The following is a 23282-nucleotide window of genomic DNA, read 5'->3' on the forward strand; positions in this document are numbered from 1 at the left end:
TAGGCGGCCGAGCCCGGAGCGTCGAGGTCAGGCCTCGTCCGGGTCCGCCGCGTCCCGGCTCGCGTCGTCCGCCGCCGGTGTGTTGCCCAACCGCCGAACCAGCACGGTGACCGTCACCAGGGCGAACAACAGCGCCGCCACCACCTGCACCGGCGCCGGACCGAGCGGCGCGACCAGCACCAACGCGGCGGTCACCGGGAACACCGCGACGACCGGCCCGCGCTGCTGCCGGCGTACGTGCAACGCCCAGACGACGACCAGGTACACCGCGACCGGCACGGCGACGGCGTACCCGACGGTGGTCTGCGAGACGTGCGACATCTGCCGCTCGTGGTCGACCGCCACCGCCAGGCCCGCCCCGGCCGCGGCGACCGACGCGAAGATCAGGTAGTGGCCGTAACCCCAGGTGAGCGAGTCGCGCAGCCGGGTCGACAACTCGACCGGCCGGTCGAAGTAGACCCACCAGAGCGCGAACACGATCACCACACCGGCCGCGGCCAGGGCCCAGAGGCGGTGCGATCCGGCGTCCAACCCGTCCTGGATCGCGATCGAGACGGCCAGCACTGTCTCGCCGAGCACGATCAGGGTGAACAGGCCGTACCGTTCGACGATGTGCCGCGGATGCCAGGGGGTCATCCCGGGCCGCTCGGCGAAGACCGGGACCAGCAGGTCGGCCAGGGCCAGCAGCACGAAGGACGCCAGCCGCCAGTCCTCGGGCAGGGCGAGCCGCAGCAGCCAACCGACCTGCACCACGCTGACCCCGACCGCGTACCGGATCGCGGCCCCGCGGTGCATCGGGTCGCTGGCCGCCGCGCGGGTCCAGTGCACCACCGCGGCCAGCCGCATCACCACGTACCCGTAGGTGATGGTGGTGAAGTCGCCCTCGGTGAAGGCGCGTGGCACCCCCGCCGCGATGATCAGGGCGCCGACGATCTGCACGAGGGTGGTCAGCCGGTAGACGTCGTCGTCGGTGTCGTACGCGGAGGCGAACCAGGTGAAGTTCATCCACGACCACCAGATCGCGAAGAACACCATCAGATAGCTCGTCACCGCGTGGCCGACGTGATTCTCCGACACGTCGTGGTGCAGGCTTCCGGCCGCCTGCGCCACGGCCACCACGAAGCAGAGGTCGAAGAAGAGCTCCAACGGGGTGGCGGCGCGGTGCGGCTCGTCCCGCTGCCGCGCGGTCATCCGGCGATACCACGGGCGCACGGCTCGGGTCTGGGTCAACAGGTGCTCCTCGGGCGGACAGCCGGGTCGCCCACACGATAGCCAGCCGGCTCGGCGGCCCCGACTCCGATCACCGGTCGAGCCGGTCCGACGTGTTCTGCGACGCGGCGCTCCGGTGGCCGACGCCACGTTCCGGCGACCACGGCCACGGTGGCCGGCACCGCGGTCGCATCATAGATACATGACGCATCCCTCCGCGCCGGCCAGGTCGACCGCCGCCGCCGCGCCATCGGCTGCCGAGCGCGCCTACCGCCACCTCAAGCGGTCGATCCTGGAGCAGGTCTACCCGGGCGGGCTGCTGGTCAGCGAGGGGGAGATCGCCGAGGCGACCGGAGTCTCCCGTACGCCGGTGCGCGAGGCGCTGCTCCGGCTGGAGACCGAAGGGCTGGTCAAGCTCTACCCGAAGCGGGGCGCCCTGATCCGGCCGGTCTCCGCCCGGGAGATCACCGACGTGATCGAGGCTCGCCGGCTGGTCGAGCGGCACGCCGCCGAGCGGGTCTGGCCGCGCCGGGCCGAGCTGAAAGCCGACCTCGGTCGCTGGCTGGCCGAGATGCGCGCGGCGCACGCCGCCGGTGACGTGACCGCACTGATGGCCGCTGACCGGGCCTTCCACGCCACCGTGGTGGACGCCGCCGGCAACGAGATCCTCGCCGAGCTGTACCAGCGGCTGCGCGACCGGCAGCTGCGCATGGGTGAGACCAGCGTCCGCCTCTCTCCCGGCTGGGCCGACGTGGCGCTGACCGAGCACGCCGCACAGCTCGCCGCGCTCGACGAGGACGATCCCGGGCGCTGGATCGAGGCCGTGGTCGCGCACATCGACAACTCGGCGACCGTGCTGCGGACGCTGCGGTGAGCGTGCGCACCACCCCGCCCGTCACCGCCCGCCGCTCCGCCGCGCTCGTCTGGGGCGTCGCGCTGAGCGCGTACGTGGCCGCGGTCTTCCACCGCAGCTCGCTCGGGGTCACCGGGGTCGACGCCGCGCACCGGTTCGACATCAACGCCGCCGCGCTCGCCACCTTCTCCGTCGCCCAGCTGGCCGTGTACGCGGCGATGCAGATACCGGTCGGGGTGCTGATCGACCGCTTCGGCTCGCGCCGACTGCTGGTCGCCGGCGGCCTGCTCATGGTCGCCGGCCAGCTCTGCTTCGCCCTCGCCACCGACGTGCGGCTGGCCGTGGCGGCGCGGATCCTGGTCGGGCTCGGCGACGCGATGACCTTCATCAGCGTGCTGCGGATCGTGGCGTTCTGGTTCCCCGGCCGGATCAACCCGCTCATCGTGCAGCTCACCGGCACGCTCGGCCAGCTCGGCGCGGTCCTCGGCACCGTACCGCTGGTGGCCCTGCTGCATCACGTCGGCTGGACACCGGCGTTTCTGGTCGCCGCGGCGCTCGGCGCGACGGTCGTGCTCCTGGTGCTCGTCGCCGTGCGCGACACCCCGCACCGGGAGACCCTGGCCGGGCCGCCGCCCCGATTCGCCGACGTGCGCCGGGAGCTGGCCACCGCCTGGACGCAGCCGGGCACCCGGCTGGGGCTCTGGACGCACTTCGTCACCCAGTTCTCCGGTGCGGTCTTCGCGCTGCTCTGGGGCTTCCCGTTCCTGGTCCAGGGCCAGGGGCTGCGACCGACCTCGGCGGCGTACCTGCTCACCCTGATGACCGTGGCCGGGCTGCTGGTCGGCCCGGTCCTCGCGCACCTCTGCGCCCGGCACCCGTTCCGCCGCTCGGTGCTGGTCTTTGCCGTGGTCGCGGCCACCGCCGCGGTCTGGGCCATGGTGCTCGCCTGGCCCGGCCCGGCCCCGCGGTGGCTGCTGGTGCTGCTGGTACTGGTGCTCGCCGTCAACGGCCCGGCGTCGATCATCGGCTTCGACTACGCCCGTACGTTCAACCCGGCGAGCCGGATCGGCAGCGCCACCGGCATCGTCAACGTCGGTGGCTTCGTCGCCTCGATCGCGTTGGTGCTCGCCGTGGGCGTGGTGCTCGACCTGTCGACCCCGGCCGGGCACGGCGCACCCGATCTGAACGCGTTCCGCTGGGCCTTCGCCGTGCAGTACGCGCTCTGGACGCTCGGCGCGATCCAGGTGCTCCGCTACCGCAACGCGGCCCGTCGGCAGCTCGCCGCCGGCACCCCGAGCCGCTCCACCCACCCGGCCGACCTGGCCCGAGCGGCCGCGGCGGGCACGCCGGTGGTGGCGTCGACGGACACGTCAGCGGTGGCGACGGCGGACACGTCAGCGGTGCCGACGGCGGGCGTGTCAGTGGTGGCGGCGGTGGTGCCGGAGGTGGTGCCGGCGGTGGGTGAGGCTGTCCAGCACCAACGTGAGCCCGGCACCGACCAGCCAGACGTCCTTGGCGATCGGCACGCCCTGCTGGGTCGGCCGCAGGCTGCCCGGCTCACGCAGGCCGGGTGTCTTGAGGTAGAGCTGCATCAGCCCGGCGCCGAAGGCGGTCAGCCCGAGCCCCACCAGCGCTGACGGGACGAACGGGACGACCAGTGCGGCGCCCAGCGCGACCTCGCTGTACGAGAGCAGCTTGGCGAAGCGGTTCGGGTCGAGCTGTCGCAGCTGCGGGATGGCCCCGGTAGCCATGCCGTGCATCCCCTGCGCGGCCTCGCCCTCCAGGTTCCGCTTGCTCAGCCCCGAGTTGAGGAAGAAGGCGCCGACGGTCACCCGCAGCGGTACGTGCGCCAGATTCATGATCACTCCTGCTGTGCGGCCAGATCGTGCCCCCGCCTACCCGCCGGCGGGCGGGATAACCCGCCGCCGCGCCGACTGTGCCGCTCCGGTCGATCACGGTAGGTTCGCCGGAAGGTCGACCGCCGACGCGGCCGGGCGCGCTCGGCGCACCGGGCCGCGCGAGCATCCGGCCACCACCCCAGAGACAGGAGGGCAACCGTGAGCCAGGAGGTCCGGGGAGTCATCTCCCGCAGCAAGGGCGCACCGGTCGAGGTCACCACGATCGTCGTGCCCGACCCGGGGCCGGGTGAGGCGATCGTCCGGATCCAGTCGTGCGGGGTCTGCCACACCGACCTGCACTACCGCGAAGGCGGCATCAACGACGACTACCCGTTCCTGCTGGGGCACGAGGCCGCCGGCATCGTCGAAGAGGTCGGCGACGGTGTCACCGGCGTCGTGCCCGGCGACTTCGTCATCCTCAACTGGCGCGCGGTCTGCGGCGTCTGCCGGGCCTGCCGGCGCGGTCGCCCCTGGTACTGCTTCGCCACCCACAACGCCGCGCAGAAGATGACCCTCACCGACGGCACCGAGCTGGCGCCGGCGCTGGGCATCGGCGCCTTCGCCGAGAAGACGCTGGTGCACGCGGGCCAGTGCACCAAGGTGGACCCGGCCGCCCGGCCCGCGGCGGTGGGGCTGCTCGGCTGCGGGGTCATGGCCGGGCTCGGCGCGGCGATGAACACCGGCGGGGTGACCCGGGGCGACTCGGTCGCGGTGATCGGCTGCGGCGGCGTCGGTGACGCCGCGGTCGCCGGCGCGGCGCTGGCCGGCGCGACGACGATCGTCGCGGTGGACACCGACTCCCGCAAGCTGGACTGGGCCCGCAAATTCGGCGCCACGCACACCGTCAACGCCTCGGAGGACGACCCAGTCGAGGCGATCCGCGCGGCCACCGGCGGCTTCGGCGCCGACGTGGTGATCGACGCGGTGGGCCGCCCGGAGACCTGGAAGCAGGCGTTCTACGCCCGCGACCTGGCCGGCACCGTCGTGCTGGTCGGGGTGCCCACGCCGGAGATGACCCTCGAGGTGCCGCTGCTCGATGTGTTCGGCCGCGGTGGCGCGCTCAAGTCCAGCTGGTACGGCGACTGTCTGCCCAGCCGCGACTTCCCGATGCTGACCGAGCTCTACCTGCAGGGCCGCCTCGACCTCGACGCGTTCGTCACCGAGGAGATCGCGCTCGACCAGGTCGAGCAGGCGTTCACGCGGATGCACCACGGCGACGTGCTCCGTTCGGTGGTGGTCTTCCCGTGACGGTCCGGATCGACCACGCCGTCACCTCCGGTACCTTCTCCCTCGACGGGCAGACCTTCGAGGTGGACAACAACGTCTGGGTGGTCGGCGACGACGCCGAGTGCGTCGTCCTGGACGCGCCGCACGACGTGGACGCGATCCTGCGGGTGGTGGGGCAGCGGCGGGTCTCGGCGATCCTCGCCACCCACGCCCACGACGACCACGTCCGGGTCGCCCCGGCGCTGGCACGGGCCACCGGCGCGCCCGTCCTGCTGCATCCGGACGACCAGGTGCTCTGGGACCTGGTGCACCCGGACGTGTCGCCGGACGGGGAACTGCGCGACGGGACGACCGTCGAGGTGGCCGGCGCGGCGCTGCGGGTGCTGCACACCCCGGGGCACAGCCCCGGCGCGTGCAGCTTCCACGTGCCGGCGCTGGGCGCGGTGTTCACCGGTGACACGCTCTTCGCCGGCGGCCCGGGCGCCACCGGCCGCTCCTACAGCGACTTCGACACCATCGTCGAGTCGATCCGCACCCGGCTGCTCACCCTGCCGCCGGAGACGGTGGTACACACCGGGCACGGCGACGACACCACCATCGGCGCCGAGGCGCCGCACCTCGACGAGTGGATCGCCCGCGGTCACTGACCCTGTTCCCGGCCGGCCCACGGGCCGGCCGGGCCGTCGGTCGACGTTCGTGCGGGCCGCCGGCTCGTGCGGTTCGCCGGCGTGCGGTTCGCCGGCTCGCGCGGTTCGCCGGTCAGCGTTCGTGCGGGCCGCCGAGCACCGGCTTGACGTCCAGCACCGGCGTCCCGTCCAGCGCCTCCAGGTCGGCCACCCTGATCCGCAGGCCGTCGACCGACAGCAGCCGTACCCGGTGCAGGCCGATCGGGTTAGGCCGGTGCGGCGACCGGGTGGCGAACACCCCGGTCTCCGGGCGCGACGCGTCACCACGCGGGTGCACCGTCAGGACGTCGCGGCTGGCCCGGTCGAACCAGGTCAGCACCAGCACGTCGGTGCCCGGTCGCAGATCCCGTACGGCCGGCGCGAACTCCGGCTCGAAGACCAGCCACGCGTCCGGAGCGCCCTCGTCGCCCTGCTTCGGTGCCCTCGCCGCGTCGGTCAGCGGCGACTCGACCCGGCCGACCGGCCGCAGCAGGTAGTCGATCTCACTCATCGTCGCCCGTTACCTTTCATGAAGCGTTGGTTAGCACATGATCGGTAGCCGTCCGTTGCCGGACGGCGTTGACCGCAAGCGGTCTTGACGCTTCTGCGCCCGACTGCCCAGCCCGCACAGGTGCGGGTCTTGCGGGTCTTACGTAGGCTCCACGTCCTGTTTTTTCGTCGCCCGGCAACTCCAGGTCGACGTGCCGAGCCAGGTCGGCAAGGTTACAAGCGGCGTTGATGTCGCGGTCCAGGGACAGGCCACACGCGGCGCAGGTGAATGTGCGCTGCGCCAGAGACAGCTTGGGTTTCACTGTCTTGCAGCCAGAGCAGGTCTTGGAGCTGGGATACCACCGGTCGGTGACGTGCAGGACGCTGCCGTACCAGTTGGTCTTGTACGCCAGATGTCGGCGCAGGGTGCCCGGCGCGGCGTCGGACAAGGCGCGGGCCAGCCTGCGGTTGCGCTTCATCCCGGCCACGTGCAGGTCTTCCACCGCAATGAGGTCGTAGCGCTGAGCCAGTCGGGTGGTCAGCTGGTGCCACGAGTCTTCCCGCACCGCTGCCGCTGTCGCCTGGATCCGGGCAACCCGGTGCTGTGCCCGCCGCCAGCGATTCGACGGGTCTCGGCGTTTACCGGTCACCGGATCATACGGACCGACGCGCCGGGAGGCGCGACGCTGAGCCTTACCGAGCCGCGTGAGCGCCGCCTTGAACGGGGCCGGGTTGGCCACCATTTCGCCGGTGGACAGCACCGCGAGATGCTTGACGCCGGCATCGACCCCGACGACGCGACCCGTCAGGGGTGCGTGCGCGGGTCGACCGGCGGCACGTCGCACGGCCACCTGAAACGCGCAGAACCACCGACCGGCGGTCTCGGTGACCGTCGCGGACAAGATCTTCGCGGTGCCAGCTTCCAGTCGCCTGGCCAGCTTTCGCGTCGATTCGTGGGTGCGGATGCGCCCCAGCCGAGGCAGCACCACGTGGCGTCGATCGGGCTCCACCCGGATCGCTCCGGTGGTGAACCGGACCGACCGGGCGGCGTGCTTGCGCTTGAGTTTGGGCCAGCCCATCGTGCGGCCCTTGCGCTTGCCGCTGCGCGAGTCCGACCAGCTGGTCAACGCCCGGGACAGGTTGTCCAGGCCGGTGTTGAACGCCTCCTTGGAGCACTCCTGCCACCACGGCGCAACCCACGGCTTGGTGTCATTCCAGGTGCGCCGCAGGCTCGGCAGCGACCAGCCCTGCCAGGGGGTCAGGTCAGTCTCGACGACCCCGTACGAGGCCTCGGCCTTGCGCTGCGCCTTGACCGCGGACAAACGCCTCAGCATGTGGTTGTAGGCAAACCGGGCCGCGCCGGCGTGACGACGCAGGTCCTGCACCTGCGCCGGCGTCGCGTCCAGTGCGAACTTGTACGCCTGCACCGTCCAGCCCGCCGGCGGCTCGTAGCCTCTCATTCGACGGCCGGCCCGGTCGCCGCGGCCACGGCGCGCCTGGCTGGGTTCGCCGCCGCGCGCCGGCCGTACAGCCGGGCGCACAGCGACGTGAGGACCTCAGTCACGTCTCTAACCAGGTCATCGTCGACCTCAGCCGGGTCTTGCAGTGGCCGTTAAGCGCGGACCCGACCTCGGTCACCACACGCGACACAACCAGTCCCTGGCTCGTAGCCCATTCGGTCACCCGGGCGACCTGACGATCCAGGTCAGCGCGCTGGTCTGCCGAGGACACCCGCGCGTACACCACGACCGACTCGGCCGCAGGCTTCCCGGTGGCCGCCACGTCGACCAGGATCAGCCGCCCGACCTTGCGGGCGGGCACCGGTAGCCGGCCTTCCCGGAACCACCGGTACGCGGTGACGTGATGCACGCCCTCCCGCTCCGCCCACTGCTTCAAGTTCACCAATGCATCATGCCGCAATATCGACCCTCGGCAGCTATCAACCCCTCCAGCGGCGCATGTGCAGCCGGACCATCGTGCCGGCCGCCGTGCTGCGCAGCAGGACCAGGTCGCAGAGCGCGTGCACGATCACCAGCCCGCGCCCGCCCACGCCGTCCGGGGCGGGCGCCAACCGGCCGGCCAGCGGATCGGTGAACCAACCATCGTCGCGCACCTCGCAGACCAGGTCGTCGTCGGTGCACCACACGAGCAGGGTGCCGCCGCCAGCGGCGTGCGTGATGCTGTTGGCGGCCAACTCGGTCACCGCGATCTGCAGGTCGGCCACCCGGCCGGCGTCGAGGCCGGCGGTCTCCGCGTACCCGGTCACGAACCGGCGTACCTCCGGCAGCGTGTCGAGGGCGTAGTCCAACGCCGCCACCGGGTGCGCCGGCGCGGGCAGCGGCTGGTTGTAGCGGACGAGCACATCGGACGGTGCGAAGCCGGCGCTCGGCCGACGCCCCTGGGGGCCCACGATCACCGGATGCGTCGCGCAGGCGTCGGCGAGCACCGCCTCGGCCAACCGGCCGGCGTCGTACGGGCAGAGCAGGCTCACGCCGCGTTCGGCGAGGGCGGCGTTGACCAGCGCCTCGTGCTGCGCGCACGCCCCGTACTCGGCGTCGCTGCGCCCGGACCACACCGACTCGCCGACGATGCGGGTCCGCCGGCCCGGGTGCCGGTCGACGAACGCCTGGAGCACCCACGGCAGGATCGCGCCGGGGTTGCGCCCGGCCTCGCCCATGTCGGTCCAGTGCAGACCGGGGGCCTCGCCCACCGCGTCGCGGACCAGCGCCAGGTTGACCGTGGGCAGGGCGACCAGCACCGGTTCCCCGCCGGCGAGGCCCTCCGCGATGAACGGCGCCACCCCGTCGAGCAGGTGTCGCTGATCTCCGTAGAAGAACCCTTCGTGGGCGAGACCGTCCGTCGGCCATCCGGTCGTGTCCAGCATCGTCATGCCGGGTCGCCCACGGTTTCCATGCCCGAGCCCTGCCCGACCAGGTCGAGCAGCCGCCGCAACGCCGGTCGACATCCGACCAGCCGCACCCGGTCGCTCGGCGGCACCGCACCGACGCCCAGCAGGGCGTACGCGGCGCGTACGTCGGCGAAGGCCAACTCCGAGACGTCCAGCACCGCCGGTCGCCCCGCGGGCGCCCAGCCGGCGACGTCGCTGAGCATGGCGCTGAATGCGTCACCGTTGCTGCGGTCGACCTCGCCGACCAGGCGCAGCCCACACGGATCCGTCGTCCGGTACGCCCGCAGCAGGGGCGTCGGGCGTCGGCCGGCGTCCGGGCCCGCCGTCACGGTGTGCGCCGCCGCGACCGCGCGGATCTGCGCGTCGGTGCAGAGCCGCCGGTCGTAGAGGCAGAGCGCGGCAACCCGCCCGTCCGGGACGAGGGCGTCCACCTGGGACTCGTACCGTTGCAGCTCCGCCACGGGGGTGCTGGCGCGGACCGCCCAGGCCATATCGCCGACCAGCCGCAGCCCGGCGTACCCCGGGTGCCCGGCCCGGGCCGTCTCCGCCGCGAGGGCCGCGATCATCCGGGGCCGGTCCCACCCACCCTGCGGGCGGTGGCTGCCGCCGGCCGGGACCAGCCGCAGTCGGCCGTCGGCGAGCGCGCTGCCGGTCGGCACGCCGCGGGCGGCGAGGTCGGCGAGCACGGCGTCGGGAGTCAGCGCGTCGAGGAAGCAGAGGATCCGATGGCCGAGGCGCAGGCCGCCGGTGACGAACCGGCCGACGGCGTCGAGGCCCTCGGTCCGCTCGTCGTACGTCCAGCAGACGTGATCGCCGAGGCGCACCTGGTCAACCACATCCACAGCAGTCACCTCATCGCCTTCCGGTCGACGCCGCCTCACTCTAGCTCTCGCCCCTACCGGGCCCGATGCCCTGGTATGCCCGTTGCCGGCCGGGCAGGCTGCACATGGGCGGTAGGCTCCGTCGGCATGACCAGTGACGCGCCCGACCGGCCGCCTGCCGTCCGCCAGCTCCGACTGGTGGTGGAGGCCGAGGATTACCACGCGGCCGTCGCCTTCTTCCGCGACGCGCTGGGCCTGCCCGAGGAGGCAGCGTTCACCGGCGACGGCGACGCCCGGGTGATGATCCTGGACGCCGGCCGGGCCACCTTGGAGATCGCCAACCCGGCGCAGAAGCGGATGATCGACGAGGTCGAGGTGGGCCGGCAGGTGGCGCCCCGGATCAGGGTGGCGTTCGAGGTGGACGACGCCCGGGCGGCCACCGAACGGCTGGTCGCCGCAGGCGCGGAGCAGGTCGCGCCGCCGACCGTCACCCCCTGGCAGTCGCTCAACGCCCGCCTCGACGCCCCGGCGGACCTGCACATCACGGTCTTCCAGGAACTGCGCAGCCAGGACGAGCGGGCCGCCCTCGACGGCTTCGGCACCGAGGGGCCCGGCGCGAGCGGCTGAGATCTTGGCCGGCCGACCTTCTTCTCCGCGTTGGCCCGCTCTCGGCGGCGGCGACGCTCGTCGGTCTCCGGCCGGCTCGCCGATGCCGGTCACCCGCACCTCCGCCGCTCTCCGATCCCTCCTGGGGCCATGATGCCGGCTTCGGCATGTCCGCCGGGGCGTGGGCGGTGCGTGCCGCTGTCGTCCGCGCAACGCGGCCTGGCCACGGCCTGCCCGGTTACCGCTGGTCCGGGGCGTACGGCCGGTTCGGCGTGCCCGCTTACCCGCCGTCCAGCCCGATCGTCCCGTTCGGGGCGGTGACCGGGACCGCAACTCGGCCGGGCCCTGGCATTTCCGGAATGACCGACACGCCTGGCTGGTTGTGTCCCCCGTACCGCCCGACCCCAAACCCATTACCGGTGCGGACATCCCCCGAGGAGTGCTCATCCCGGAGCGCTTCGCACGATCGAGAGGCAACCATCGTGAAGGTCGACTTCACTCGATGGCTCCCGGCCATCGCGAAGGACTCTTACCGCAAGACCGCACTGAGCGTGGTGGGCGTGGCCGCCCTCGGCGGCCTGGCATTCGGGCCGACCGCGGTCGCCGCCCCGATCACCTCCGGACCCCACGAGGGTGCCGTCGCCGCCATCGACCTCGCCACCGGCAAGGCCAACGCGGAGAAGCAGGGTACCCCGGTCGAGTCCGGCCTGACCACCGGTTCCAGCAGCGGCAAGCCGCAAGCCGGCAAGCCGAGCCGGGACAAGCTGATCCCGCACGGTGTCGAGGGCGCCCAGTCGCGCATCCCGCTGGACGACGCACAGCTCGCCAACGCCAAGGCCATCGTCGAGGCGGCCAAGAAGTCCGGCGTGGGGGAGCGGGGCGCGGTGGTCGGTGTCGCCACGTCGCTGCAGGAGTCGAAGCTGTACAACCTCGGCCACCTCGGCGCGTACAACGACCACGACTCGCAGGGCCTGTTCCAGCAGCGCCCGTCGTCCGGTTGGGGCACGCCCGACCAGATCACCGACCCCGACTACAGCGCCACCGCGTTCTTCAACGCGCTGAAGAACGTGGGCGGCTGGCAGGACCTGCCGTTGACCGCCGCCGCGCAGACCGTCCAGGTCTCGGCGTTCCCGTACGCCTACGCGCAGTGGGAAGAGCAGGCGGCGGACGTCGTCCAGCAGCTCTGGTGACGTACTGAACCTCGACACCGGCCGGCCCCGTTATGGGGCCGGCCGGTTCCGTCTGTGCGGGTTGGTCCACTTTTGCGCGGCCGCACCACGTTTGCGGACGTCGGCGCGCGCGACCGCACGGACGTCCGCGCGACCGCACCACGTCCGCGCACGTCGGCGCGTTGGGCCAGGCCGCGGCCTCCGTGCGCTGGGCCCGGCGCGGCCTCCGCGCGAAGTGGGCCCGGCGCGGCCTCCACGCGAAGTGGGCCCGGTGCGGCCTCCACCATTTCACCGACATGGCGGTGTTCTCACCGCGCGGATACCGCCGTGTCGGCGACCTGGAGTGGATCAGGCGGGTTGTCGGGTTGGTCGACTCGAGTTCTGTGAAGTCGGAGTGTCCCTCGGCACCAACTGCCCAACTTCACGGATCTCGAGTCGATCGTTCGACTGTTGATGGTTTCCGGTCGTCGTGGGCGGCCGATCGCTTGGTTCGCCGGTTGTCCGGTAGCGCACCGACGGGCCTGTGCTGGTCAGGGCGACGGCTCGGAGCTCTCCGGCCACGCGATCTGGGGTGATTGTCCGGGTCGCTCCCGAGTCGTAGGTGCGGTGTTGCCGGGGCGGTGCGCGGTTGTGGGTGGTTTGGGGTGTGACCGGGGGCATCCCGGGGCCGGAATGGTGGGCGGCCGGGCGTCGTTGAATACCCCCGACGGCCGAGGTAGCAGCCCCGCCCGCCGGCCGGTTGACCCGGTCGCTGAAGGTGGCTCGGCCCCCGGAATGACGGCGGGCAGCCGGTCGTTACACGTGGACCCGCCGACGAGCCGGCCCCCGGAATGACGGCCGACCCCCGGTCGTTACACCTGGACCCCGGCCGATGGGCCCGCCCCCGGAATGATGGCAGGCCGCCGGTCGTTACACCTGGACCCGACGCCGTAAGCCCCCCCGCGCGTCGGACCCCCTGGTCGATGAGCCCCGAGTGTGGCCCGGCCTGAAGACTTTCCCCCTTGTATTTGGGCGCCTTGTCGAGGTGCTGCACACCCGCGCATGTTGCCGACCCCCTATCGGCTGTGGGTGTCTACCCCCGAATTGGAGCTTTCCTGATGAATACGATCATGCGTAAGAGCGTTCTGAGTGTTGCTGGTCTGGCTTTCGCCGGTGGCATCTTCGCCGGCCCCGTGGCCGCTCACGCCGCTGCGCCGGTCGTGGACGCCAAGCCCACCGCCGTGGCGGTGGCGGTGCAGGCGGACAAGCCGGGTGTGGACAAGGCGAAGCTGATCCCGCACGGTGTGCAGGGCACCCAGTCGCGTATCGACCTGAACGACGAGCAGACCGCGAATGTGAAGGCGATCATCGCGGCGACGAAGAAGTCGGGTCTGGACGAGCGGGCCGCGGTCATCTCGATCGCCACGTCGCTGCAGGAGTCGAAGCTGGAGAACCTGGGCCACCTCGGCGACATGAACGACCATGATTCGCTGGGTCTGTTCCAGCAGCGCCCCTCCTCGGGTTGGGGTACGCCGGAGCAGATCACCGATCCCGTGTACTCGACGATGGCGTTCCAGAAGGGTCTGAAGCAGGTTGATGGTTGGCAGGACATGCCGCTGACCGAGGCCGCGCAGACGGTGCAGGTGTCGGCTTACCCGGACGCCTACGCCCAGTGGGAGCAGCAGGCCGCTGACCTCGTCGCCCAGCACTGGAACAGCTGACAACCACAGCGCGATCTGACCGCTGGCCGGCACCCTGACACGGGTGCCGGCCAGCGGCATATCCCGATCCCCTTTGGCCGGCACCCACCCGAGGGCGCCGGCCAGCGGCGCACTTACCGGCCGACACCCCAAGCGGTTGCCGGCCAGCGACGCACTTTCGGCCCATACCCCAAGCGGTTGCCCCCAGCGACGCAGTTCGGCCGGCCCCCCAAGCGCTTGCCCCCAGCGGCGCACTTCGGCCGGCACCCAACCGAGTGCCGGCCAGCGGCGCGTTGTGACCACGATGGCCGGTACTCCACCTGGGTGCCGGCCGTTGACGTCTGCCGCCGCCGGCAAACCCTGCGCCACGAACGGCGAGCATCCCGCAGATACCGGATCTTGGACAGTTGCCGTCCGCAGCTGACAGTAAGTGTCCAAGATTCACCGTGGGCGCGGCCTCGGCGAGCGCGCCGTCACCCCAGCCAGGTGACACGCGGCGGCGGAGTCAGCGGCTGGTGAAGCTTTCCGGGGCATCGCGGTCATCAAGGTGGGCGTCACCCCAACACGAGTGGCCCACGGCGGTGCGCCACGGACGGTGCGCCACCGGCGGTGGAGCCACCGGCACGGCATCGGTGGCCGGGCGCCGGCCGCTCAGTGGTGGTGCCTCCGGCCCAGAGCGATGTCGACCACCGCGGCGACCAGCGCCATCGCGATGATCACGGTGGCCACCACCAGGGAGTACTCGAACGCGGTCGTCCAGTTGCCGTGACTGCTCGCGAGCCTGGTGAAGAAGACCGAGCCGACGGCGGCGATGCCGGCGGCGGCGCCGATCCGCTGGCCGGTCTGGAGCATGCCCGCACCACTGCCCGCCTGCCCGACGGGCACCTGGGAGAGGGTGAGCGTCTGGTTCGGCGCGATCACCAGGCCGCTGCCGAGCCCGGCGAGCAGCAGGGGACCGGCGGCCACCCAGGGCGCGGGCGCGTCCGGGAACTGCCGCAGGGCCAGCGCCGTTCCGGCGAGGCCGATGACCACCGCGAGCAGTCCGGCGGCGACCAGCGGACGGCCCAGCCGGTTGATGAACCGGCCACCGATCGCCGAGGACGCGGCCGAACCGAGCGCGAACGGCGTGATGGCCAGGCCGGCGATGAGCGGGCTGTATCCGTGCCCGTTCTGCAGGAACAGCGTGAAGATGAAGAAGATCGCGGTGAACCCGCCGAAGTAGATCAGCGCGATCAGCGAGCCCAGGGCGTACGACCGGAACCCGAACAGCCGCAGGTCGAAGAGGGGCTGTTGCTGCCGGGCGTACCGGCGTTCCCAGAGGGCGAAGGCCAGCAGCACCAACAGGCCGGCCGGGATCAGCACCCACTTCCACGGGGTGTGCCACTGCTGCTGCTGGACCAGCGGCAGCAGCACCAGCACCACGCCGAGGCCGAGCAGCAGCACGCCGACCGGGTCGAGCCGGTGTCGATCCGCCTGCTCCTTCTGCTTGCCGGGGAGCAGTCGCCAGCCGAGGATCACCGCGATGATGCCGACGGGCACGTTGACGAAGAAGACGTACCGCCAGCCGTGTTCCTCACCGCCGAGCGCGATCAGCAGCCCGCCGAGCAGCGGACCGACCGCGGTGGAGATGCCGATGGTGGCGCCGAGCAGCGCGAACGGGCGGGCCCGCTCCGGTCCCCGGAACAGCTGCTGGATGACGCCGGTGACCTGCGGATTGACGATGCCCGCGGCGGCGCCCTGCAGCAGCCGCGCGGCCACCAGCCAGGTGGGGGAGGGGGCGAGACCGGCCAGCGCGCTGGTCACGGTGAAGAGCGCGATGCCGAAGACGAACGCGTTGCGCCGGCCGCGGGCGTCGCCGAAGCGGCCGGCCGGCACCAGGGCGAGACCGAAGGTCAGCGCGTACCCGGAGAGGACCCACTGCAGGTCGCTGGGGGAGGCGTGCAGCGCCCGGTCCAGGGACGGCACGGCCACGTTGACGATGCTGACGTCCAGCAGCGTCATGAACGCGGCGACCAGGCCGACCCCGAGGGCCTGCCAGCGCCGCCGGTTCTCGGCCGGGTCGATGTCGGCCTGCTGCGGCGTGTCCGCCGCGCTCATCGCGCCCCCCGTTGACCGTCGATCATGCATTTCTGACCGCTACCCCGGTCACCGGGGGGCGAATCGTCGCGGGTGGTCCCGCGGGTCACGCCATCTGGCGGGCGCAGAATCGGGGCCCGAAGTCGAGCCCGGCCATCGGCGAGTCCTCCCGGTGCAGCAGGTTCTTCTCGGTGAGCAGGTGCAGTGGCGCGTGTACCTGATCACTGGTGAGACCGGACTCCTCGGCGATCAGGTCGGGGTAGGGCACCTGACCGCGGGCCTCGAGCGTCGTGACCGCCTGGTAGACCCGTTGCTCGACGTCCGACAGTTGCTCCTGCTGCATGGTTCCCTCCTCTGCCTGTCCGCCCTGAGCAGGCGGTTGCGCTGCGCCGGTTACCCCCTGCGTCACCGAAGATGCCCACCCGATCGGGCGGTGGCGACCGCTGCCCGGAGCGCGCCACCGGGCCCGGTGGCGCGCCGGTGCCCTAGGCTTCACCCGTGATCGTCTGGGACCTCGCCGTGGTGGGCGGCGGCCCCGCCGGGCTCTCCGCCGCGTACGCCGCGGCCCGCGCGGGCGTACGCACGCTGGTCGTCGAGCGGGCCGCTCACCCGCGTTACAAGACCTGCGGGGGCGGGCTGATCGGCACGTCGCTGGCCGAGGTGCACGATCGGATCGAGGTACCCGCGCACGACCGGGTCGACCGGGTCACGTTCACCTGGGACGGGCGACGTGGGTTCACCCGCCGGCACTCCGAGCCGCTGGTGACCATGGTCCGCCGGGAGGAGTTCGACGACCGGCTGCGCGCCGCCGCGGTCGCCGCCGGGGTCGAGGTCCGCGAGCAGGCCACTGTGCGCGCGATCGAGCAGGATGCGGACGGCGTACGCCTGCGGCTGGCCGACGGTACGACCGTGCGGGCTCGTACGGTGATCGGGGCGGACGGCTCGTCCGGGGTGACCGCCCGGCACGTGGGTGTCCAGTACCGGCAGGTCGACCTGGGCCTGGAGTTGGAGTTGGAGGTGCCGCCGGAGCAGCAGGAGCTGTGGCGGGGCCGGCTGCTGCTGGACTGGGGTCCGCTGCCCGGGTCGTACGCCTGGGTGTTTCCGAAGGGTGACCGGCTCACCGTGGGCGTGATCGCCGCCCGGGGTTCGGGGGAGCGCACCCGGGAGTACCTGCGCCGGTTCGTCGACCGGCTCGGCCTGGCCGACGCGCCGGCCGCGCACGACTCGGGCCACCTCACCCGGTGCCGGGCCGACGATTCGCCGCTGCGCCGCGGCCGGGTGCTGGTCGCCGGCGACGCCGCGGGACTGCTCGAGCCGTGGAGCCGGGAGGGGATCAGCTTCGCCCTGCGTTCCGGCGCGTTGGCCGGCGCGGCGGTCGCCGACGGCGACCTGGCCGGCTATGAGCGGGCGGTCGCGGCGCGGTTGCTGCCGTCGATGCGGGCCGGTTACCGGCTGCTGAATCTCTTCGAGCGTCGCCCGGAGCTCTTCCACGCGCTGGTGGCGACCCCGCCGGGCTGGCGGATGTTCGTGCGCTTCTGCCAGGGGAGCGTGAGCTTCGACGAGACGCTGTCCCGGGCCCCGGTGCGGGCGGCCCTGGCACTGCTCAATCGGCTTCCGGCGCCCCGCCGGCGCGGCTCGTCCGCCGACCTGCCGACCTGACCACCGCGGCGATCATGCAGTTGTGGTGCCTCACCAAAGGGGCGTAGCGCCAGTTACTGGGCACCACATGTGCATGATCGGCTGTCTGTCGCCCTGGGCGGTGGTGATTGCCTGACCCGATCCCGCCGAGGGCGAGCAGCCCCCGACAGGTCCTCACCGTTCCACCCAGGATCCTAGGATGCCTTACGCGCGGTGACGTGGGTCGTCGGGCTGCGGGGGATCCACCCGGGGAAGCTCTCAACGCAAGAGATGGCGACGGCCCACCTCGGCGGCAGACAATGGATTCGTCGAAGGAGGCCGCAGATGACTGACGCGCACTCCGTACCGCCGTTCACCGACGACGACTATGCCTTCCTGCGGCATGTCCGGTTCGGTGAGCTGCCCGCCGCGGTCCGCCCGGAGGAGCTGGTCGCGTTGACCGAGACCGACCCGGGCCGAGGTCGGCCGGCTGACGACGACCCGGCGCGCTGGGACCTGCGGCACGGCGCCTGACCCGACGACCCTGTCCGGCGCGCTGACGCGGACGGGCCGCCGGCGTCACCGCCCGCGGCCCGTCCGATCCGGATCGGTCAGAAGACCGGCACGCCCTCGCGCACCAGCTTCCAGTTCGGCTGGTAGAAGTCGGCCGGGTCGATGGTCCCCTTCGCCTGCGCCCAGTCGATCAGCAGCTGGCGGATCTCCTGCTGCTCGTTGTAGACCTGGGTCTTGACGATGCCGGGGAAGTTCCCGCCGCCGCTACGCCGGTAGTTGTTCACCGCGATCACGAACTGCGCGTCGTCCGCCACCGGGGTCTCGGTGCCGGCCAGCACCAGCCGGGTGATCCGCTGACCCACCGGCTTGGAGATGTCGATGTCGTAGTCCAGGCCGGAAATGACGTCGTAGTTGTAGTCCGGCACCGCCGGCGAGTCGCTGATCTGCTCCGGGTCGACCGGGGCGCCGAGAGCGAGGGTCCGGAAGTACTTCGCCGAGTACTCCAGGTACGCGCGCACCTCGGCGCCGTTGAGCACCACGGCTTCGAGGGTGTTGTCGAAGACGTAGAGCCCCGCCACATCGCGGATCTTCACGTCGCCGGCCGGGAAGACGGCGGTGCGGCTGAACGGTGAGGCCTGCGACAGCACCGGCAGGCTGGCGTACTGCGTGCCGGCGAGCGCCTTGCTGACCGTCTCGGCCTGGACGTGGTTGATGAAGTCCAGGATCGGGGTGTCCTTGTACCGCGACTCGACGGTGGACATCTCGACGGTGGCCTGCGCCACGACCTGGTTGACGTACGCGATGGTCTTCTCGTGCTGCGCCCGCACGGCGGCGAGGACCTTCGGGTCCTCCACCACGGTGTTGGTGTTCAGCATGGTGGCGGACTTCTTGGTGATCGCCCACCGGCCGTGCTCGCGGGCGAGCGTGAAGTCCATCCGGGTGAGGCGCTGACCCCACTTGGACGGCTCGGAGAGCAGCACCTGCTCGCCCGTGCGCTCGTTGGTCACGAACTTCTCGACGACCTCGTTGTGGGCGTGACCGAAGAGGATCGCGTCGATGCCCGGCACCTGCTGCGCGATCAGCGCCACCGGGTTCTCGTTCGGCAGTTCCGGGCCGTAGCTGGAGGTGCCGCTGTCGCCGCCGTGCGCCGAGATCAGCACGATGTCCGCGCCCCGGGCGCGCATGATCGGCACCCACTTCGCCGCGGTGGCGATCATGTCGTCGAAGCGGAGCTTGCCCTCGACGTTGCCCTTGTCCCAGATGGCCACACCGGGGTTGGTCAGGCCGAGGATGCCGACCCGCAGGGTCGGCGCGGCGAAGCCGAGGGAGACCTTCTTGATGACGTACGGCAGGAACGCCGGCTTGCCGGTCTTCGCGTTGATCGCGTTCGCGGCCAGGGCCGGGAAGCCGAGCTGGCGGATCCACAGGTCCAGCAGCGGCAGGCCGTAGTTGAACTCGTGGTTGCCCAGCGTCACGGCGTCGTAGTCGATGACGTTCATGGCCCGGGCCATCGGGTGCTTCGCGCCGGTCGCGGTGATCGGCTCCTGCTTGGCGTAGTAGGTCGCCAGCGGAGTGCCCTGGATGGTGTCGCCGGCGTCGAGCACCAGCGTGGCCTTGCCGCGCCGCTCGGCACGGATCTGGTTGACCAGGGTGGCCAGCTTCGCGACGCCGACGTCGTTCTGCTTGCTGTCGTCGTACTCGGCGTCGCGGTAGTAGTCCCAGTTGTAGACGTTGCCGTGGGTGTCCGACGTACCCAGCAGAGTGAGGTCCCAGGTGCGCGGCCGCGCGCCGGCCGCCTGGGCCGGGGCGGCGGCGATCAGCGGGGCGGTCGCCGCCGCGGCGGCGGCCACGAGCACCTGACGCCGCGACGGGCTGGAGGGAGAGGTCATGACGTGCCCTTCCATGGGGGTGGACGCGCCTCGTGGGCGCCTCGCGCACCATAACGACCGGTGCTCACTCGTGCCACGCCAGCCCCAGGTGTTCCCGCCCACGCCATCGGTGTCAGCGGCCGCGTCGTTTCCCCGGGCGACCGGAGGGTACGGCCGTCGGGGACCGGATCCGCGAGGACCGGATCCGAAGGTGCGAGGAGACAGCGGTGAGTGAAGACCAGTACACGCAGCAGGACCCGACCAGCCAGTACGGGCAGCAGTCCGGCCAGCCCGGCCAGCAGCAGTCGCCGCCCGGGTCGACGCAGGAGATGACGCCGAAGCCGGACCACGGCGAGGAGTCGTACCGGGGCAGCGGCAAGCTCGACGGCAAGCGCGCGGTCATCACCGGCGGTGACTCGGGCATCGGCCGAGCCGTCGCGATCGCGTTCGCCCGGGAGGGCGCCGACGTGCTCATCTCGTACCTCGGTGAGGACGAGGACGCCGACGCCCGGGAGACCGTGCGGCTGGTCGAGGAGGCCGGCCGGCGTGGCGTCGCGGTGCGCGGCGACATCACCGACGAGGCGCACTGCCGTCAGCTGATCGAGCGGGCGCTGAGCGACCTGGGCGGCATTGACATCCTGGTCAACAACGCGGCGTACCAGATGTCCCAGGACAAGGGGATCCTCGGGATCAGCACCGACCAGTTCGACCGGGTCATGAAGACCAACCTGTACGCGATGTTCTGGCTCTGCAAGGCCGCCGTCCCGCACCTGGCCGAGGGGTCGGCCATCATCAACACCTCGTCGATCCAGGCGTTCGACCCGTCGCCGCCGCTGCTGGACTACGCCACCACCAAGGCGGGGATCGCCAACTTCACCAAGGCGCTCGCCGCGGACCTCGCCGAGCAGGGCATCCGGGTGAACGCGGTGGCGCCCGGCCCGATCTGGACGCCGCTGATCCCGGCGACCATGCCGGAGGAGCAGGTGGAGCAGTTCGGCAAGGACACCCCGTTGGGTCGTCCCGGCCAGCCGGCCGAGCTGGCCCCGGCGTATGTCTTCTTCGCCTCGCAGGAGTCCAGCTACGTCACCGGGGAGATTCTGGGCGTCACCGGCGGTCGCCCCACCAAGTGAGTTCCGCCCCGGGTGGTCGCGCTCGCCCGCGGCCACCCGGGTGGCCGCGGGCGAGCGCGGTGTCTCGGCGGGGCCAGGCGGTCAGGGGCCCGGAGTTTCAGCGGGGCCAGGTGGAGAGGCGCGCCCGGACCCGGGCCACGTCGGCGGGCGCCAGGCCGTAGCGGGTGAAGCGCTGGTCGGGTAGGCGGTCAAGGTAGCGTCCGGCCGCCCGCACGTCCTCCGGGTCCAGGGCGGGGTCGACCTGCCGGGCCAGCTCCAACAGCTCGCTGACGTCGTAGTGCTCCAGTGCCGCCGAGACGTCGATGTAGTCGCGAACCTCTCGCCGGTTCACCAGCGCGGCGATCTTGTTGGCCACCAGGTCACGGACGTCCATCACCGGGCCGAGATCCATCACCACCGGGCTCCGGTGTCGGTCCAGGCGCGCCAGGCTCAGCCGGATCTGCCGGCCGTCCCGGCTCACCACGAAGTCCTTCATGTCCCGCCCGTACCCCTCGAAGAGGTCCGCCAGGTCGCTGTCCGGGTCCGCGTCGGTGACCTGGAACCCGGCCTGTTCCAACGCCGCCCGCACGCCGGTCGCCGCGGCCGCGGCCGCGCCCTCCACGTCGGCGAAGAGGTCCACGTCCTCGGTCGGCCGGGCCACCAGCCCGTGCGCCGCCCAGGCCACCCCGCCACCCAGCACGAACCGGTGCGGCCCTGCCGCTGACAGGGACACCCGGGCCACCTCGCGGTAGAACTCGTGCAGATGCGGACTGCTCACGCCGTACGCAGACCGCGGTGGCGGCTCTCCCAGGCCTGGCGTACCCCTCGGGGCAGGTTGAGCAGTCGCCAGACCCGGCGCAACGTCCGCCCGTTGATCAGCAGCCGCAGGTCGTCGGTGCGGGTGGTCTCGCGCAGCACGTTCTCGTACAGCCAGAGCAGCTGATCCGGGTCGCCCAGGTCGAACGTGCGGTCCGCGTTCCACATCAGCCGCACCGGCAGCTCCACCACCCCGCGCGTCGGGCCGGCCAGCTCGGTGAGCGTCCGCGCGACCACGGCAGGGCGACCCGGGCGGGCCAGGAAGGCCACGCCGGTCGCGGTGGGGGAGACGCCCTGCATGCTGTCAGGGTAACCCCACCTTCGGTTTGTGGGGTATTGCCACCGCACGCCCGCGCGACGGGCCCGGTCCTGTCCTGGTCCCGCCCGGTCCTGTCCCGGTCCTGCCTGGTCCCGCCCGGTCCCGCCTGGTCTTGCGCCGGTCTTGCCCGGTCCTGCTCGGGCACGCCCCGGTGGTCATCCGGGCATTTCTGACGGGCGCGGACGGTGATCCACTTCGTTTCGCCGACATGGCGGTATCCGCGCTACCGGCACACCGCCATGTCGGCGACCTGGAGTGGATCAAGCCCGTTTCGGGTCTGATCGTCCCGTGGTCTGTGATGTCGGGGTGTCCGGTTCGCCTGGTCCCGCCGACTTCAGTGATTCCGAGTCGATCCCCTGACCATGGCTTCCGTCAGGCGACTGTGGCTTTGGCGGTGCCCCAGCAGGTCACTCGTCGTAGGCCCCGTCCGTCGGTTTGTTGACGTTGGCGGTGGTTGAGGACCTTGCCCAGGCAAGCGTGATCCAGCGGGGCTTGGTTCCCGTGAGGTGGTCTGGGACCGTCTGTCCGGGTTCGATCCCGGGCCGGGAGAGTTGCTGGCCCGACGGCCTGGGGTGACTGTCCGGTTCACGGTTGAGCAGGCTTGGCGTTGGGTTCCGGCTGGGCGGTTTGGGTGGTTTGGGGTGTGACCGGGGGCATCCCGGGGCCGGAATGGTGGGCCGCCGGGCGTCGTTGAATGCCCCCGACGGCCGAGGTAGCAGCCCCGCCCGCCGGCCGGTTGACCCGGTCGCCGACGGTGGCCCGCCCCGGAATGACGGCAGCCAGCCGGTCGTTACACATGGACCCGGCCGACGAGCCGACCCTCGGAATGACGGCCACCCCCCCGGTCGTTATACCTGGACCCCGGCCGATGGGCCCGCCCCGGGAATGATGGTAGGCAGCCGGTCGTTACATCTGGACCTGGCCGACGAGCCGGCCCCCGGAATGACGGCCAACCCCCGGTCGTTACACATGGACCCGACGCCGTAAGCCCCCCGCGCGTCGGACCCCTTGGTCGATGAGCCCTCTGTCGTGTGGCCCGGCCTGAAGACTTTCCCCCTTGTTTTGTTGAGCGCCTTGTCGAGGTGCTGCACACCCGCGCACTGTGCCGACCCCTATCGGCTGTGGGTGTCTACCCCCGAATTGGAGCTTTCCCATGAACACGATCATGCGTAAGAGCGTTCTGAGTGTTGCTGGTCTGGCTTTCGCCGGTGGCATCTTCGCCGGCCCCGTGGCCGCTCACGCCGCCGCGCCGGCCGTGGACGCCAAGCCCACCGCCGTTGCGGTGCAGGCGGACAAGCCTGGTGTGGACAAGGCCAAGCTGATCCCGCACGGCGTGCAGGGCACCCAGTCGCGTATCGACCTGAACGACGAGCAGACCAAGAATGTGAAGGCGATCATCGCCGGGACGAAGAAGTCGGGTCTGGACGAGCGGGCCGCGGT

General features: G+C 71.8%; 20 protein-coding genes and 3 pseudogenes. 11 read left to right on the top strand and 12 right to left on the bottom strand.

The window, feature by feature from the left end:
* Window positions 1-27 precede the first annotated feature (27 nt).
* Entirely contained in the window at window positions 28-1230 is a 1203-nt protein-coding gene (locus ACIBBA_RS10680; protein WP_396695884.1) for a low temperature requirement protein A, read from the bottom strand.
* A 181-nt stretch (window positions 1231-1411) separates the two neighbouring features.
* Here ACIBBA_RS10680 and ACIBBA_RS10685 point away from each other — a divergent pair, with 181 nt between their 5' ends.
* Both ACIBBA_RS10685 and ACIBBA_RS10690 read left to right on the top strand, forming a co-directional pair.
* The gene (locus ACIBBA_RS10685; RefSeq protein WP_396695886.1) at window positions 1412-2083 is read left to right on the top strand and encodes a GntR family transcriptional regulator; all 672 of its coding nucleotides are present in this window, start codon (window positions 1412-1414) and stop codon (window positions 2081-2083) included.
* Between the two features lie 74 nt (window positions 2084-2157).
* Window positions 2158-3120, top strand: a pseudogene (locus ACIBBA_RS10690) (nitrate/nitrite transporter); the annotation flags it as partial.
* 360 nt (window positions 3121-3480) lie between these two features.
* Here the strand turns inward: ACIBBA_RS10690 and ACIBBA_RS10695 are convergent.
* Window positions 3481-3921: a hypothetical protein gene (locus ACIBBA_RS10695; protein ID WP_396695888.1), complete on the bottom strand. Its 441-nt coding sequence runs from the start codon at window positions 3919-3921 to the stop codon at window positions 3481-3483.
* 198 nt (window positions 3922-4119) lie between these two features.
* Here ACIBBA_RS10695 and ACIBBA_RS10700 point away from each other — a divergent pair, with 198 nt between their 5' ends.
* Together ACIBBA_RS10700 and ACIBBA_RS10705 are read left to right on the top strand one after the other, a co-directional pair.
* Window positions 4120-5208: an S-(hydroxymethyl)mycothiol dehydrogenase gene (locus tag ACIBBA_RS10700; protein ID WP_396695890.1), complete on the top strand. Its 1089-nt coding sequence runs from the start codon at window positions 4120-4122 to the stop codon at window positions 5206-5208.
* A complete protein-coding gene (locus ACIBBA_RS10705; RefSeq protein ID WP_396695892.1) occupies window positions 5205-5834 on the top strand; it encodes an MBL fold metallo-hydrolase in 630 nt (209 codons plus the stop codon). Before ACIBBA_RS10700 ends, ACIBBA_RS10705 begins: the two co-directional genes overlap by 4 nt.
* A 112-nt stretch (window positions 5835-5946) precedes the next feature.
* Here the strand turns inward: ACIBBA_RS10705 and tsaA are convergent, their stop codons facing one another.
* The 5 genes and pseudogenes from tsaA to ACIBBA_RS10730 form a co-directional block, all read right to left on the bottom strand.
* The gene (tsaA, locus tag ACIBBA_RS10710) at window positions 5947-6363 is read right to left on the bottom strand and encodes a tRNA (N6-threonylcarbamoyladenosine(37)-N6)-methyltransferase TrmO (RefSeq protein ID WP_396695894.1); all 417 of its coding nucleotides are present in this window, start codon (window positions 6361-6363) and stop codon (window positions 5947-5949) included.
* Between the two features lie 16 nt (window positions 6364-6379).
* Window positions 6380-7768 (bottom strand): IS607 family element RNA-guided endonuclease TnpB, encoded by a 1389-nt coding sequence (tnpB, locus tag ACIBBA_RS10715; RefSeq protein ID WP_396695896.1) that lies wholly within the window; start codon window positions 7766-7768, stop codon window positions 6380-6382.
* 29 nt (window positions 7769-7797) lie between these two features.
* A pseudogene (locus ACIBBA_RS10720) lies at window positions 7798-8243 on the bottom strand (recombinase family protein).
* 37 nt (window positions 8244-8280) lie between these two features.
* Window positions 8281-9231: an anti-sigma factor RsbA family regulatory protein gene (locus tag ACIBBA_RS10725; protein WP_396695898.1), complete on the bottom strand. Its 951-nt coding sequence runs from the start codon at window positions 9229-9231 to the stop codon at window positions 8281-8283.
* Complete coding sequence (locus tag ACIBBA_RS10730) at window positions 9228-10100, bottom strand: MEDS domain-containing protein (RefSeq protein WP_396695900.1); 873 nt, start codon at window positions 10098-10100, stop codon at window positions 9228-9230. Before ACIBBA_RS10730 ends, ACIBBA_RS10725 begins: the two co-directional genes overlap by 4 nt.
* Window positions 10101-10217: 117 nt before the next feature.
* Here ACIBBA_RS10730 and ACIBBA_RS10735 point away from each other — a divergent pair, with 117 nt between their 5' ends.
* The 3 genes from ACIBBA_RS10735 (at window position 10218) to ACIBBA_RS10745 (ending at window position 13545) form a co-directional block, all read left to right on the top strand.
* Window positions 10218-10697 (top strand): VOC family protein, encoded by a 480-nt coding sequence (locus tag ACIBBA_RS10735; protein WP_396695902.1) that lies wholly within the window; start codon window positions 10218-10220, stop codon window positions 10695-10697.
* A gap of 461 nt (window positions 10698-11158) precedes the next feature.
* Window positions 11159-11866: a hypothetical protein gene (locus ACIBBA_RS10740; RefSeq protein ID WP_396695904.1), complete on the top strand. Its 708-nt coding sequence runs from the start codon at window positions 11159-11161 to the stop codon at window positions 11864-11866.
* A gap of 1076 nt (window positions 11867-12942) precedes the next feature.
* A complete protein-coding gene (locus ACIBBA_RS10745) occupies window positions 12943-13545 on the top strand; it encodes a hypothetical protein (protein WP_396695906.1) in 603 nt (200 codons plus the stop codon).
* 630 nt (window positions 13546-14175) lie between these two features.
* Here the strand turns inward: ACIBBA_RS10745 and ACIBBA_RS10750 are convergent.
* Window positions 14176-15621 carry an MFS transporter gene (locus ACIBBA_RS10750; RefSeq protein WP_396695907.1) on the bottom strand — a complete coding sequence of 482 codons (1446 nt, stop codon included), beginning with the start codon at window positions 15619-15621 and terminating at the stop codon, window positions 14176-14178.
* Between the two features lie 85 nt (window positions 15622-15706).
* Window positions 15707-15943: a hypothetical protein gene (locus ACIBBA_RS10755; RefSeq protein ID WP_350877212.1), complete on the bottom strand. Its 237-nt coding sequence runs from the start codon at window positions 15941-15943 to the stop codon at window positions 15707-15709.
* 155 nt (window positions 15944-16098) lie between these two features.
* Here ACIBBA_RS10755 and ACIBBA_RS10760 point away from each other — a divergent pair, with 155 nt between their 5' ends.
* Together ACIBBA_RS10760 and ACIBBA_RS10765 are read left to right on the top strand one after the other, a co-directional pair.
* Window positions 16099-17259 carry a geranylgeranyl reductase family protein gene (locus tag ACIBBA_RS10760; protein WP_396695909.1) on the top strand — a complete coding sequence of 387 codons (1161 nt, stop codon included), beginning with the start codon at window positions 16099-16101 and terminating at the stop codon, window positions 17257-17259.
* Between the two features lie 303 nt (window positions 17260-17562).
* Window positions 17563-17751: a hypothetical protein gene (locus ACIBBA_RS10765; protein WP_350877208.1), complete on the top strand. Its 189-nt coding sequence runs from the start codon at window positions 17563-17565 to the stop codon at window positions 17749-17751.
* A gap of 77 nt (window positions 17752-17828) precedes the next feature.
* Here ACIBBA_RS10765 and ACIBBA_RS10770 read toward each other — a convergent pair whose 3' ends face one another.
* Complete coding sequence (locus ACIBBA_RS10770; protein ID WP_396695912.1) at window positions 17829-19619, bottom strand: bifunctional metallophosphatase/5'-nucleotidase; 1791 nt, start codon at window positions 19617-19619, stop codon at window positions 17829-17831.
* A gap of 206 nt (window positions 19620-19825) precedes the next feature.
* Here ACIBBA_RS10770 and ACIBBA_RS10775 point away from each other — a divergent pair, with 206 nt between their 5' ends.
* Window positions 19826-20728, top strand: coding sequence for an SDR family oxidoreductase (locus ACIBBA_RS10775; RefSeq protein ID WP_396695914.1), 903 nt, complete (start codon window positions 19826-19828; stop codon window positions 20726-20728).
* Between the two features lie 97 nt (window positions 20729-20825).
* Here ACIBBA_RS10775 and ACIBBA_RS10780 read toward each other — a convergent pair whose 3' ends face one another.
* Together ACIBBA_RS10780 and ACIBBA_RS10785 are read right to left on the bottom strand one after the other, a co-directional pair.
* Window positions 20826-21485, bottom strand: coding sequence for a nucleotidyl transferase AbiEii/AbiGii toxin family protein (locus ACIBBA_RS10780; RefSeq protein WP_396695916.1), 660 nt, complete (start codon window positions 21483-21485; stop codon window positions 20826-20828).
* Window positions 21482-21823: a hypothetical protein gene (locus ACIBBA_RS10785; protein ID WP_396695918.1), complete on the bottom strand. Its 342-nt coding sequence runs from the start codon at window positions 21821-21823 to the stop codon at window positions 21482-21484. Before ACIBBA_RS10785 ends, ACIBBA_RS10780 begins: the two co-directional genes overlap by 4 nt.
* Window positions 21824-22995: 1172 nt before the next feature.
* Here ACIBBA_RS10785 and ACIBBA_RS10790 point away from each other — a divergent pair.
* Window positions 22996-23282 (top strand): annotated as a pseudogene (locus tag ACIBBA_RS10790) (hypothetical protein); the annotation flags it as partial.

Origin of the sequence: Micromonospora sp. NPDC051006, from assembly GCF_044456245.1 — a bacterium.
GTDB lineage: Bacteria > Actinomycetota > Actinomycetes > Mycobacteriales > Micromonosporaceae > Micromonospora.